Origin of the sequence: Pseudomonas sp. F9001, assembly GCF_013385435.1 — a bacterium.
In the GTDB taxonomy this organism is placed as follows: Bacteria; Pseudomonadota; Gammaproteobacteria; order Pseudomonadales; family Pseudomonadaceae; genus Aquipseudomonas.
Genome location: NZ_JACAPX010000013.1, coordinates 72,820 through 85,225, shown reverse-complemented (window position 1 = coordinate 85,225; position 12,406 = coordinate 72,820). Strand labels below are relative to the sequence as shown.

Genomic DNA, 12,406 nt, shown 5'->3' with positions numbered 1-12,406 from the left:
GGCGTTACCGATGAGGGGCTTTTATGTAGGAGCTGGCTTGCCTGCGATAGCGTTGGGTCAGACATGCATCTGCTGCTGATACACCGCTATCGCCGGCAAGCCAGCTCCCACAGGATGAAGCGAATCATCCATCGGTGTGTGTATTTGGGCAAATGAAGAAAGGTTGTTACCTGATATTCGGTGGGTGACGTCAGAATGGTCGAGGTGATAACCGTTATTCGAGGTGAGTGACACATGTATCACGGGGAGCGATTCAACGCCTGGAGCCACTTGCTCGGGGCGGTTGCGGCTTTTGTGGGTGCGGTATGGATGTTGGTGGTGGCCAGTATGGACGGCAACCCCTGGAAGATTGTCAGCGTGGCCATTTACGGTTTCACGTTGCTGGTGCTGTACAGCGCGTCGACCGTGTACCACAGCGTGCGCGGGCGCAAGAAAGCGATCATGCAGAAGGTCGATCACTTTTCGATCTACCTGCTGATTGCCGGCAGCTACACACCGTTTTGCCTGGTGACGCTGCGCGGGCCGTGGGGCTGGACGCTGTTCGGGATTGTGTGGGGGCTGGCGGTGATCGGCATCCTGCAGGAGATCAAGCCACGTTCCGAGGCGCGGATCCTGTCGATCGTGATCTATGCGGTGATGGGCTGGATTGTGCTGGTGGCGGTCAAGCCGCTGATTGCTGCGCTGGGGCCTACCGGGTTTGCCTGGCTGGCGTCGGGCGGGGTGCTGTACACCGTGGGCATTATTTTCTTTGCCCTGGAGGACCGCCTGCGGCACTCCCACGGGATCTGGCATTTGTTCGTGATTGGCGGCAGCCTGCTGCATTTCGTGGCGATCATGGGGTACGTGTTATAGCCGGTCCAATTGCTCCTGGGCCCGGCTGCCGAAGATCTCCAACAGGCTCGCCAGCATATGCGGCGGCGGTTCGTCGGCGCGGGTCAGGGCGTACAAGGTGATTGGCAGCGGCGGCGCAAGGGGGCGAATGCAAGTAGTGGCCGGTGATGCGCCGAGGGCGGTGAACGGATCAATCACCGCCAGCCCGGCGCCGGATTCGACCATGGCCCTGGCCAGGGAATAGGTCTGCACTGCGATGCTGACCCGTGGCGGTGGATCGACCGCTTCCAGGTAGCTGTCCAGCTTCGCCGACAACGGGTCGGCGCTGGACAGGCCAATCAACGGCGCGCCCGCCAGGGCCATCAGCGGCAACGGTTTGCCTAGCTCGTTTTCCTTCCAGTAACCCTGCGGCGCCAGTGCCACCAGCACGCCGTGGGCCAACGGCTGGGCGTTCAGCCCTGGGTGATCGGGCGGTTGCAGGGTCAGCGCCACGTCGACCTCACGCATCAACAGGTTTTGCACCAGCTCGCGGCTGTGGGCGCTGGAGAGCTCGCAGGCGATGTCCGGGTAGCGTTGGGTCCATTCGCGGATGGCCGGCGGCAGCAACGACAAGGCCAGCGCGGGTGTGGCGCCGATACGCAGGCTCTGGCCCGGCTCGCGGCGCAGGTTCTGCGCCAGGCGCCGCACGCCTTGCAGGCTTTCGGTGACCTTGTCGACTTCGCGTTCCAGCGCCAGCGCTTCCGGGGTTGGCTGCAGCTTGCCGCGTATACGCAGGAACAGCGGGAACCCCAACTGCAACTCGGCGTGCTGCAGCACCTTGCTCACCGCCGGCTGCGAGACATGCAGCAACTGGGCGGCGGCGCTGATGGAACCGGTCTGGCGGATGGCCTGGAAGATTTCGATATGACGCAAGCGCATGGGCAGTCCATAACCTTTGTTTATGGGTGACCCATCTTTATTCATTGTCCCGCCGCTGTCACCTGCCTCTAACCTTCAAGCCTGACATCGCACGGTTAAGGGACGCACATGGCTCAGCAGGTTTGCATCATCGGTGGCGGGGTTATCGGCCTGGCGAGTGCCTACGCGCTGGTGCGTGCCGGCATGCAGGTGACGGTGGTCGAAGCTCGGGAAACCCTGGGCAGCGAGACCAGCTTCGCCAACGGCGGGCAGTTGTCCTACCGCTATGTCGCACCGCTGGCCGACAAGGGCGTGCCGCTGCAAGCCATCGGCTGGCTGCTGCGCGGTGACTCGCCGCTGAAGCTGCGCCCGCGCATGGACCCGGCGCAGTGGCGCTGGATGGCCTCGTTCCTGGGCGCCTGCCGTGGCTCGGTGAACCAGCGCAATGCGGCCCACCTGCTGCGCCTGGCGTCCTTGAGCCAGGGTACCCTGCAACGCTGGCGTGAAGAAGACCAACTGGGCGGTTTCCACTGGCGGCGCAACGGCAAGCTGGTGACCTTTCGCAGCCTCGACAGCTATGAACGCGCCTTGAATAAAGTGACCGACCCGCTGCAACAGCAAGTGCTCTCGGCGGCGGACTGCGCACGGCTGGAACCGACCCTGGACAGCGCCAGTTTTGCCGGCGGCCTCTATACGCCCAATGAGGAGGTCGGCGACTGCCATGGGTTCTGCCAACAACTGGCGGCGCGCCTTGAAGCGTCGGGGCGCTGCACGTTCCTGTTGGGGCGCAAGGTGACGGCGATTCGTCACAGCGCAGGCGCCGTGCAGGCTATCGAAATGGGCAGTGAAGTCTTGCCGGTGCAGCACCTGGTGCTGGCCGCCGGGCACCGCAGCCCCGAGCTGGCCTTGCCGGGTATGTCACTGCCGCTGTATCCCCTCAAGGGTTACAGCCTGAGCGTGCCGATTGGCGCGCAGCATCAGGCGCCGAACATCAGCATCACCGATTACGACCGCAAGATCGTCTACGCGCGCATCGGTGAGCAACTGCGGGTGGCGGCGATGGTGGATATTGTCGGCTTCGATACCCGCCTGGAACCCAAGCGCCTGGCGCTGATTAAGCGCCAGGCACTTGAGACGTTCCCGCTGGCCGGTGACTACCAGCACGCGGTCGAATGGGCCGGTATGCGCCCGGCCACGCCGACCGGCGTGCCGTTGATTGGTGCCAGCGCCTACAGCAACCTGTGGCTTAACCTCGGCCACGGCGCCCTCGGGTTTACCCTGGCTTGCGGCAGCGGCCAGGTACTGGCCGAGTTGATTGGCCGGCACACCACTTCCATTGATATGCAGGGCTTCGCGCCCCGTGCCGCTTGAGGATATTTCGATGACCATCACCCGAATCAACAGCAACAGCCGCTTGTCTGGCGCCGTGGTTTTTCAGAATTTGGTGTTCCTGTCCGGCCAGGTGCCGGGCGAAGGCCGCGATGTGAAGACCCAGACCGAAGAGGTGCTGGCCAGGATTGATGCACTGCTGGCCGAGGCCGGCAGCGACAAGGATCATCTGCTGAATGCGACCATCTACCTGAACAATATCCAGGAGGGTTTTGCGCCGATGAATGAAGTCTGGTCCGCCTGGCTATCGCCGGGGCAGGCACCGACGCGTACCACGTTGCAGGCGCAGTTGGCGCGACCGGACGTGCTGGTCGAGATCAGTGTCATTGCAGTGCGCCGTACCTGAACCTTTAACCACCAACGGAGAATAACAATGCAAAAAATCACGTTGATCGGCTGCACCCTGGGGCTGTTGTTGGGGGCTCAGGCCCATGCCACCGAGGCCCCCTTGGACGGCACGCTGAGCAAGATCGCCAACGCCAGGAGCATCACCCTCGGCTACCGCGATGCCTCGGTGCCGTTTTCCTATGTGGGGGATCACAGCGGCAAGCCCATGGGCTATTCGGTGGAGCTGGCGAACAAGATCGTCGAGCGTATCCAGCAGAAAACCGGTGTGCCGAAGCTCAACGTGAAGTACAACCTGGTGACTTCCCAGACCCGCATAGCCCTAGTGCAAAACGGCACCGTGGACCTGGAATGCGGTTCCACCGGCGTGACCGCCGAGCGGCAGAAGCAGGTGGCGTTTTCCTACGGGTTTATCTACGTGAAGGGCCAGTTGCTGACCGCCAACGACAGCGGCATCAAAAGCTTCGCCGACCTGCAAGGCAAGAACGTGGTAACCACCGCCGGTACCACCAACGAGCGGTTCCTCAAGAGCTACAACGTCGATCACAAACTGAACATGTCGGTGATCAGCGCCAAGGACCACGGCGAAGCCTTCCAGATGCTGCAATCCGGCCGGGCGGCGGCGTTCTACATGGATGACGCGTTGCTCTACGGCGAGCGCGCCAAGGCCAGGGACCCGCACAAGTGGGTGGTGGTCGGGGAAGAACAGTCGCGGGAAATCTACAGCTGCATGGTGCGCAAGGACGACCCGCAGTTTCTCGCGGTGGTCAACGAGACCCTGGCCGGGCTGTACAGCTCGGGGGAGATCAACGGGATTTACCAGCGCTGGTTTGAGCAGCCGATCCCGCCCAAGGGCTTGAACCTGGAATTCCCGATGACCAGTGAGTTGAAGGCGATTATTGCGACGCCTGTGAGTGACCCGGTGGAGTAGCGGAGTGCAAACCCGATCCAAATGTGGGAGCTGGCTTGCCTGCGATAGCGGTGTATCAGCAACAGATGTGCAACTGACCCACCGCTATCGCAGGCAAGCCAGCTCCCACATTTGATTGGGTTTGCAAAGCGGGTTTAGAAGTCGCCCCAGAGTTGTTGGGCTATGGCCAGCGCCACGACTGGCGCAGTTTCGGTACGCAGCACCCGTGGGCCCAGCCGTGCGGCATGAAACCCCGCACCTTGTGCCGTTTCGACTTCGCCATCAGTCAATCCACCCTCCGGCCCGATCAGGAAGGCCAGGCTCCCAGGCTTGGCGTGGCTCACCAGGGGCTCGGCCACCGGGTGCAGCACCAGCTTCAAATCCGCTTCGGCCTGTTTCAACCAATCCGCCAGCAACAGCGGTGGGTGAATTACCGGCACTCGCGAGCGACCGCACTGCTCGCACGCGCTGATCGCCACCTGGCGCCAGTGCTGCAGGCGTTTGTCGGCGCGTTCGTCCTTGAGGCGCACTTCGCAGCGGTCGCTGAAGATCGGGGTGATTTCATTCACCCCAAGCTCGGTGGCTTTCTGGATCGCCCAGTCCATTCGCTCGCCACGGGACAGGCCCTGGCCGAGGTGAATCTGCAATGGCGACTCGACCTGCCCGGCGAAGGTTTCGGTGACTTGCACCACCACGCGTTTTTTGCCGACTTCCAGCAAGCTGGCGCGAAACTCCTGTCCGGAACCGTCGAACAACTGCACGGGGTCGCCTTCGCTCATGCGCAATACGCGGCTGATGTAGTGCGCCTGGGCTTCCGGCAACTCGTGGTCGCCAAGGCTCAGGGGGGCGTCGACAAAAAAGCGGGACAGTCTCATTTCTGTTCTCTGGAAATAGTGTGCAGGGCGGACGCGGAGCGTCCATGGCTGCATTCCCACGCGGAGCGTGGGAACGATCAACTCAATCAGCCCGGATCACGAAACCCCGGGTGGAAATCCTTGGGCACCGCCACGCTGACCTTGCTGTTGGTGGCGATATCAATCCCTTCGCTGGCCACTTCAGCCAGGAAGTCGATCTGCTCCGGGGTGATCACATAGGGCGGCAGGAAGTACACCACGCTGCCCAACGGCCGCAGCAACGCGCCTCGCTCCAGCGCATGTTCGAACACCTTCAGGCCACGGCGTTCCTGCCACGGGTAGGCGGTCTTGGTGGCCTTGTCCTGCACCATCTCGATGGCCAGCACCATGCCGGTCTGGCGCACTTCCGAGACGTGCGGGTGGGCCACCAGGTGCGCGGTGGCGGTGGCCATGCGCTGGGCCAGGGCCTTGTTGTTTTCGATGACGTTGTCTTCTTCGAAGATATCCAGGGTCGCCAGGGCCGCCGCACAGGCCAGCGGGTTGCCGGTGTAGCTGTGGGAGTGCAGGAAGGCGCGCAGGGTCGGGTAGTCGTCGTAGAAGGCGTCGTACACATCGTCGGTGGTGACCACCGCGGCGAGCGGCAGGTAGCCGCCGGTCAGGGCCTTGGACAGGCACAGGAAGTCCGGGCGGATGCCGGCCTGTTCACAGGCGAACATCGTACCGGTGCGGCCAAAGCCCACGGCGATTTCGTCGTGGATCAGGTGCACGCCATAACGGTCGCAGGCTTCGCGCAGCAGCTTGAGGTACACCGGGTGGTACATGCGCATGCCGCCGGCGCCCTGGATCAGCGGCTCGACGATCACGGCGGCCACGGTGTCGTGGTTTTCGGCCAGGGTCTGCTCCATGGCCAGGAACATGTTCCGGGAATGTTCTTCCCAGCTCATGCCGTCGGGGCGCAGGTAGCAGTCGGGGCTCGGCACCTTGATGGTGTCCAGCAGCAGGGCTTTATAGGTCTCGGTGAACAGCGGCACATCGCCAACCGACATCGCGGCGATGGTTTCGCCGTGGTAGCTGTTGGTCAGGGTGACAAAGCGCTTCTTGTTCGGCAGGCCGCGGTTGAGCCAATAGTGAAAGCTCATCTTCAGCGCGACTTCGATGCACGACGAGCCGTTGTCGGCGTAGAAGCAGCGGGTCAGGCCTTCGGGGGTCATCTTCACCAGGCGCTCGGACAGCTCGATTACCGGCTGGTGACTGAAACCGGCGAGGATCACGTGTTCCAGCTGGTCGACCTGGTCCTTGATGCGCTGGTTGATGCGCGGGTTGGCGTGGCCAAACACGTTGACCCACCAGGAACTGACGGCGTCGAGGTAGCGTTTGCCTTCGAAGTCTTCCAGCCAGATGCCTTCACCGCGCTTGATCGGGATCAGCGGCAGTTGCTGGTGGTCTTTCATCTGGGTGCAGGGATGCCACAGCACCGCAAGGTCGCGTTGCATCCACTGGTTATTCAAACCCATGTTCATTCTCCTCGAAGCGGCTCGCGACGTGCGCGGGCGAAACAATCGCGCAAGCCTATGCAATGCAGGCCTGTGTCACAACCCATTGCGAGTCTGAAGCGTAAATTGGTGGTAAACGCAGGACAGTCCGTCACGTTTCTTCTGGATAGTCCTTAATCTCTTGTTAACTTACTCTGCATACGCTCTTGATCGTATTTCTCGATATTTCAAAGCGAAATTTTCCGCTTTAATTCGATAGGTAAATCGATAGTCTTGCCACAGCTCTTACGGGATTTGGGACATGCAACTACGTAATTCACCGGCCCGCTATGGCTGGGTCAGCATCGTTTTGCACTGGGGCGTGGCCCTGGTGGTGTTCGGTCTGTTCGCATTGGGCCTGTGGATGGTCGGTCTCGACTACTACAGTGCCTGGCGCAAAGACGCCCCGGACCTGCACAAGAGCATCGGCATTACGCTGTTCGCCATCATGCTCGTGCGGATCGTCTGGCGCCTGGTCAGCCCGCCGCCGCCACCGCTTGCCAGCTATAGCCGCATGACGCGTCTGGGGGCTGCGTTTGGCCACGCGTTCCTGTATCTCGGGCTGTTTGCCGTGATGATTGCCGGTTACCTGATTTCCACCGCAGACGGTGTCGGGATCCCGGTGTTTGGCCTGTTTGAGATTCCTGCGCTGGTTTCCGGGCTACCGGACCAGGCAGACACTGCAGGCGTGGTGCATTTGTACCTGGCCTGGGTATTGGTGGTGTTCGCCGGCCTGCATGGCGTGGCCGCGCTGAAACACCATTTCATTGATCGTGATGTGACCCTGGTTCGTATGCTGGGGCGCAAAGCCTGATGTTCAACCTCGACTCACAAGGAATAGAAAGCATGTTGAAAAAGACTCTCGCCGCTCTGGCCATCGGTTCTGCCCTGCTGACTGCCGGTCAGGCGATGGCAGCTGACTACGTTGTCGACAAGGAAGGCCAGCACGCCTTCGTTGACTTCAAGATCAGCCACTTGGGCTACAGCTTCATCACCGGTACCTTCAAGGACCTGGACGGCAAGTTCAGCTTCGATGCTGCCAAGCCTGAAGACAGCAAGATTGAGTTCAACGTCCGCACCGCCAGCGTGTTCACCAACCACGCCGAACGTGACAAGCACATCGCCAGCAAAGACTTCCTGGACGTTGGCAAGTTTGCCGATGCCAAGTTCGTCTCCACCAGCGTCAAGACCACTGGCAAGAATGCTGCTGGCCAAGTCACTGCTGACGTGACCGGCGACCTGACCTTTCACGGCGTGACCAAGCCGATCGTCGTCAAGGCGACCTTCCTGGGTGAAGGCAAGGATCCATGGGGCGGCTACCGTGCCGGCTTTGAAGGTACTACCTCCTTCAATCGCCAGGACTTCGGCAAGCAGATGGACCTGGGTCCAGCGTCCAACAACGTTGAGCTGTACGTGACGTTTGAAGGTGTGAAAGCGAAGTAATTTTCGCCGGCCACACAAAAATGCCCCGGATCTCGCGATCCGGGGCATTTTTTATGGCGCTTTGAAAACTCAGCGGTTGCGGGTCAGCAACGCCGGTTTTTCACCACGTGGACGGCCCGGCAGTTGATCCAACTGCTCAGGTGTCAGCGTGCGATCGCTTTTCGACTCTTTGTGGATGATCTTCGGTGCCGGGCCGCCGCGCGGGTTTTGCACCGCTGGCTCCGACAGGCGAGGTTGATCATCACGGGCCGGGCGACGGTTGCGCGACTCTTCGCGACGGGCCTGGCCGTCACGCGGTGCACCGTTGCGCGGGCCGCTGCGCTTGGCAGGCGGGGTGCCGGTGGTGGCGCCGTTGCTGCTGCGCGGACCGTTCTGGCGACCTTGTGGCTGGCCGCCGGTACGCGGAGTACCGGCGCCTGCGCCCTGGGCCGGAGCGCCCGGACGACGACCACGGCCCTGGGCCGGCTTGGCTTGGGGCACGTAGTCAACGCGGTTACCGAAGTTGTCCACGTCGTCGTCCAGGAACTCGTCCGGAGCACGGTCGGCAGCAGCACGTGGCGGCTGGCTCGGCTGGCGCTGTTCGCGGGCCGGGGTGCCTTCACGGGGCTTTTGCTCACGGGCCGGGCGTTCGCCACGGCCATTGGTCGCAGCCTTGTCCTTGCCGCCCTTGTCCTTGCCCTTGTCTTTACGACCGCCACCGCCGCCGCCGCCGTTCGGGCCATCGCCCTTCGGACCGCGTGGGTTGTTGCGCGGGTTGCGCACGTCCGGACGCTCGCGTACTTCAGGCTTCTCGGCCTCAACGGCGCTGGAGTCGAAGCCCATCAGGTCGCCGTCGGCGATTTTCTGCTTGGTCATGCGCTCGATGCTTTTCAGCAGCTTTTCTTCGTCCGGTGCGACCAGGGAAATGGCCTCGCCCGAGCGACCGGCCCGGCCAGTACGGCCGATACGGTGCACGTAGTCTTCGTCGACGTTTGGCAGCTCGAAATTGACCACGTGGGGCAGTTGGTCGATGTCCAGGCCGCGAGCGGCGATGTCGGTGGCGACCAGGATGCGCACTTCACCGGCCTTGAAGTCGGCCAGGGCTTTGGTGCGGGCATTCTGGCTCTTGTTGCCGTGGATCGCGACGGCGGTGAGGCCGTGCTTGTCCAGGTACTCGGCCAGGCGGTTGGCGCCGTGCTTGGTGCGGGTGAACACCAGCACCTGTTCCCACGCGCCGGCGGTGATCAGGTGGGCCAGCAGCGAACGCTTGTGGGCGGCCGGCAGGCGGAATACGCGCTGCTCGATACGCTCGACCGTGGTGTTCGGCGGCGTGACTTCAATGCGCTCGGGGTTGTGCAACAACTTGCCCGCCAACGCGGTGATGTCGTTGGAGAACGTGGCCGAGAACAGCAGGTTCTGGCGTTTGGCCGGCAGGCGCGCGAGGACCTTTTTCACGTCATGGACAAAGCCCATGTCGAGCATGCGGTCGGCTTCGTCCAGCACGAGGATTTCCACGTGGGACAAATCGACGCTGCCTTGGCCGCACAGGTCGAGCAAGCGACCCGGGCATGCAACCAGTACGTCGACACCGCGGGACATGGCCTGAACCTGTGGGTTCATGCCGACGCCGCCGAAGATGCAGGCGCTGACGAACTTCAAGTCGCGGGCATACAGCTTGAAGCTGTCATGCACTTGGGCGGCGAGTTCGCGGGTAGGGGTCAGGACCAGTACGCGCGGTTGGCGCGGGCCATGACGCTGGGATTTGTCCGGGTGACCGTTGGGGAACAACCGCTCCAGGATCGGAAGGGCGAAGCCGCCGGTTTTACCAGTACCTGTCTGAGCCGCAACCATCAGGTCGCGGCCTTGCAACACGGCGGGAATGGCCCGCTGTTGCACCGGAGTAGGCTCGGTATAGCCCGCTGCCTCGATGGCGCGGACTAAAGCCTCGGAGAGACCGAGGGAAGCAAAGGACATGAGTAATCCTGTTTTAGTTAGGGCTTGGCCCAGAGGGATAGTCTTGCCTGGCGTGAATGGCGTTTAGATGAACGCAATCCCGTCCGGTCCTGCTGGGGCTGGCGGGCACTCAGACGGCTCGCGCGGGCTTGAAAGCTGCGCTGTAGCGGGGTCGGGTGCCTTTTGCAAGACCGAAGCGTCCGGGCGTAAGCCTGGCGGAAAGGCCGGAGTATAACAGAGCAATCACTCTGCGCTGCTTTCCTGCTGCTCAACGGTGCGTACGGGCAGGGCTGATGCGCTGGTTTGCGGGCCGCTGCCCGCATATTTGGCACTCAAGGCCGCGTAGGCAGGCTCTTGCTTGAAGCGTTTGAGTTCGGCGGCGAAGCGTTGCACCAACAAATCCATGCCAGCACCGCGGCGCACGGCCAGGAACTGTGGCTGGCTGCTGACTACCTGGGGTGCCTGGGTGACCTGGTCCTCAAGTCCAAGGGCCTTGAGGACATGCTGGCCAACCCGACGGTCCGTGATCACCAGGTCGATCCGGCCAAGGGCCAGTTTGCCGAAGTTGGCCTCATGGCTGGCGGCCGGCTCCTGCTTGAACAGGGTGGACTCGCTGAATTCGGCGCCATAGAGGTAGCCAGGCGAGGTGCCGATGGTCAGGCCGCGCAGGTCGTCGAAGGTCTGGAACGGGTGTGGGCGCTGATTGGCGTAGAACAGCACGAACTCCACCTCGGACAGCGGCTCGCTGGGGTACAGCAGCACCGCGTCGCGTTCATGGCTATGGAAAATATCCAGTGCGCCGTCGGCCTGGCCCTGGTCGAGCATCGCCAGGCAGCGCTTCCAGGGCAGGAATTGCCAATCCACATCGATGCCCAGGCGCTGGAACACGATCACCGTGGTCTCGTAGTCGAGCCCGCGCATGGTGCCGTTGTCGTCGTAGACGTAAGGCGCCCAGGGCTCGGTGACAATGCGCAGTTTCTCGCCATGGGCACCGAGGCTCAGGCAAGCGAAAAGAACAGCAGTCAATAACCGGAAAGTGACAGGCATACCCTGAGATTACGACTGTATCGGGCTAAAGAGAAGCTCTGGCACAGTGATCTGCGGGCGCCCGCCAGGTTTACTTGCCCGGAGATTTGATCAGGTGTTCGTAGATCGCCTCGCGCCGCTCGCCGAGAATCAGCCGCACCACGGGATTGCCAAACCAGTGCTCCAGCAGATGGGCATCCACCGGTCGGCCCTGGCGCTCTTCCTGGTTTTGTCGGGCCTTGTCCCACCAAACCGGGCCACACGCCTGGTCGAACTCGTTTTCATGTTCATAGCAGCCGTAGAGGATTTCCCGGATGAACTGCTGTTGGTGCTTGGGCAGTGCCAGGGTGATCAGCTTGTACATCAAGCGTTGCAGACGAGGCGGGCGGGGCAGGTGGGCGGAAACCTGGCGCGTGTCATCCAGGGCCGTGGCGCTGGTGGGGTTTGCCCCATGCTTGGCGATCCACGCCTTGACCTTGGCCCGGAACAGCTGCTTGCGGCTCCAGTAGTGGTGGATCAGGTCCGGGCATTCGCGCACGTTGAGGGTGCGATAGGCGGCAATGGACAGGCAGAACTCTTCCAGGGTGTAGGCGCCCTGGGCGTGGGGAAACAGTTCGTCCATCAACTCGATCGAGCGGTCGAGGATGTGCGCGTCCTGCTGCGTCAGGCCCATGACCCCTGAATTGAGGGTCATCATGTCATCGTCGGCCACGCCCATGTCCAGCAGGCGCTGGTACAGGGCGCTGTACAGAATGCTTTCGTGGTTGTCGCCGTACTTGGTGTAGAAGGCGTTGCACAGCAGGGTGCCCGGTTGCACGCGTTCAAACAGCGCCAGGGGCGAATGATGGAAAAACGTATCGGTGTCGATCAGCAGCGCCACTTCGGATTCTTGCAACACTTGCCGCAGCACCACGTGCTTGGTGCGAAAGTGGTAGCCGTGAGGCTCGCTCCAGCGTTTGCGCGTGGCTTCGTCCAGCGGGCGTACCCGTACTGGCAGCAGGCGGTAGGGCTCGGGGTTGTCGCTGAAGACCTGGATGTCGATGCCTGTGTCCGGCTCGTCCCGCAGGAACGACAGGGCGCTGGCGATGCTGAATACCGCTTCCTGATGGTAAGTCTCTGCGCCGAACACCAGGTAGACCAGTTGCGGGCGGGACGTCGGGGCGGTTGTATTCATGGACTGCAGAATTCCGTGGGCGTTTAGAACGGCAAAGGCCCTCATTATGAGGGCCTTTGCATTTCGGAACAGA

At 62.2% G+C, this 12,406-nt stretch carries 12 protein-coding genes; 6 read left to right on the top strand and 6 right to left on the bottom strand.

Features of this window, described 5'->3' with window-relative positions:
* Positions 1-234 precede the first annotated feature (234 nt).
* Positions 235-852, top strand: coding sequence for a hemolysin III family protein (locus HX818_RS12915; protein ID WP_003216828.1), 618 nt, complete (start codon positions 235-237; stop codon positions 850-852).
* Here the strand turns inward: HX818_RS12915 and HX818_RS12910 are convergent.
* Positions 847-1,749: a LysR family transcriptional regulator gene (locus HX818_RS12910; protein WP_177020237.1), complete on the bottom strand. Its 903-nt coding sequence runs from the start codon at positions 1,747-1,749 to the stop codon at positions 847-849. The two genes, HX818_RS12915 and HX818_RS12910, sit on opposite strands and share 6 nt — an antisense overlap.
* Positions 1,750-1,857: 108 nt before the next feature.
* Here HX818_RS12910 and HX818_RS12905 point away from each other — a divergent pair, with 108 nt between their 5' ends.
* The 3 genes from HX818_RS12905 to HX818_RS12895 are packed head-to-tail and all read left to right on the top strand — an operon-like array spanning position 1,858 to position 4,393.
* Complete coding sequence (locus tag HX818_RS12905) at positions 1,858-3,099, top strand: D-amino acid dehydrogenase (protein ID WP_177020236.1); 1,242 nt, start codon at positions 1,858-1,860, stop codon at positions 3,097-3,099.
* A gap of 10 nt (positions 3,100-3,109) precedes the next feature.
* On the top strand, positions 3,110-3,463 hold the full coding sequence (locus tag HX818_RS12900; RefSeq protein ID WP_177020235.1) for a RidA family protein: 354 nt from the start codon (positions 3,110-3,112) through the stop codon (positions 3,461-3,463).
* Between the two features lie 27 nt (positions 3,464-3,490).
* Entirely contained in the window at positions 3,491-4,393 is a 903-nt protein-coding gene (locus HX818_RS12895) for a transporter substrate-binding domain-containing protein (protein WP_087693232.1), read from the top strand.
* 134 nt (positions 4,394-4,527) lie between these two features.
* Here the strand turns inward: HX818_RS12895 and HX818_RS12890 are convergent, their stop codons facing one another.
* Both HX818_RS12890 and HX818_RS12885 read right to left on the bottom strand, forming a co-directional pair.
* Positions 4,528-5,247 (bottom strand): 16S rRNA (uracil(1498)-N(3))-methyltransferase, encoded by a 720-nt coding sequence (locus HX818_RS12890; protein ID WP_177020234.1) that lies wholly within the window; start codon positions 5,245-5,247, stop codon positions 4,528-4,530.
* A gap of 86 nt (positions 5,248-5,333) precedes the next feature.
* Positions 5,334-6,740 carry an adenosylmethionine--8-amino-7-oxononanoate transaminase gene (locus HX818_RS12885; protein ID WP_177020233.1) on the bottom strand — a complete coding sequence of 469 codons (1,407 nt, stop codon included), beginning with the start codon at positions 6,738-6,740 and terminating at the stop codon, positions 5,334-5,336.
* Positions 6,741-7,020: 280 nt separating this feature from the next.
* On the opposite strand from HX818_RS12885, the gene HX818_RS12880 reads away from it, so the two are divergent.
* Entirely contained in the window at positions 7,021-7,572 is a 552-nt protein-coding gene (locus tag HX818_RS12880) for a cytochrome b (protein ID WP_003216842.1), read from the top strand.
* 32 nt (positions 7,573-7,604) lie between these two features.
* On the top strand, positions 7,605-8,201 hold the full coding sequence (locus HX818_RS12875; RefSeq protein WP_003216844.1) for a YceI family protein: 597 nt from the start codon (positions 7,605-7,607) through the stop codon (positions 8,199-8,201).
* A gap of 69 nt (positions 8,202-8,270) precedes the next feature.
* Here HX818_RS12875 and HX818_RS12870 read toward each other — a convergent pair whose 3' ends face one another.
* The 3 genes from HX818_RS12870 to HX818_RS12860 all read right to left on the bottom strand — a co-directional run bounded on the left by HX818_RS12870 (position 8,271) and on the right by HX818_RS12860 (position 12,333).
* Complete coding sequence (locus HX818_RS12870; RefSeq protein ID WP_003216846.1) at positions 8,271-10,154, bottom strand: DEAD/DEAH box helicase; 1,884 nt, start codon at positions 10,152-10,154, stop codon at positions 8,271-8,273.
* 222 nt (positions 10,155-10,376) lie between these two features.
* Positions 10,377-11,180, bottom strand: coding sequence for an ABC transporter substrate-binding protein (locus tag HX818_RS12865; RefSeq protein ID WP_177020232.1), 804 nt, complete (start codon positions 11,178-11,180; stop codon positions 10,377-10,379).
* A 70-nt stretch (positions 11,181-11,250) separates the two neighbouring features.
* Entirely contained in the window at positions 11,251-12,333 is a 1,083-nt protein-coding gene (locus HX818_RS12860; protein ID WP_177020231.1) for a hypothetical protein, read from the bottom strand.
* Between the last annotated feature and the right edge of the window lie 73 nt (positions 12,334-12,406).

Coding starts and splice junctions, on each gene's coding strand:
- HX818_RS12915 (WP_003216828.1), top strand. CDS start 235: ATGTATCACGGGGAGCGATTCAACGCCTGGAGCCACTTGCTCGGGGCG.
- HX818_RS12910 (WP_177020237.1), bottom strand. CDS start 1,749: ATGCGCTTGCGTCATATCGAAATCTTCCAGGCCATCCGCCAGACCGGT.
- HX818_RS12905 (WP_177020236.1), top strand. CDS start 1,858: ATGGCTCAGCAGGTTTGCATCATCGGTGGCGGGGTTATCGGCCTGGCG.
- HX818_RS12900 (WP_177020235.1), top strand. CDS start 3,110: ATGACCATCACCCGAATCAACAGCAACAGCCGCTTGTCTGGCGCCGTG.
- HX818_RS12895 (WP_087693232.1), top strand. CDS start 3,491: ATGCAAAAAATCACGTTGATCGGCTGCACCCTGGGGCTGTTGTTGGGG.
- HX818_RS12890 (WP_177020234.1), bottom strand. CDS start 5,247: ATGAGACTGTCCCGCTTTTTTGTCGACGCCCCCCTGAGCCTTGGCGAC.
- HX818_RS12885 (WP_177020233.1), bottom strand. CDS start 6,740: ATGGGTTTGAATAACCAGTGGATGCAACGCGACCTTGCGGTGCTGTGG.
- HX818_RS12880 (WP_003216842.1), top strand. CDS start 7,021: ATGCAACTACGTAATTCACCGGCCCGCTATGGCTGGGTCAGCATCGTT.
- HX818_RS12875 (WP_003216844.1), top strand. CDS start 7,605: ATGTTGAAAAAGACTCTCGCCGCTCTGGCCATCGGTTCTGCCCTGCTG.
- HX818_RS12870 (WP_003216846.1), bottom strand. CDS start 10,154: ATGTCCTTTGCTTCCCTCGGTCTCTCCGAGGCTTTAGTCCGCGCCATC.
- HX818_RS12865 (WP_177020232.1), bottom strand. CDS start 11,180: ATGCCTGTCACTTTCCGGTTATTGACTGCTGTTCTTTTCGCTTGCCTG.
- HX818_RS12860 (WP_177020231.1), bottom strand. CDS start 12,333: ATGAATACAACCGCCCCGACGTCCCGCCCGCAACTGGTCTACCTGGTG.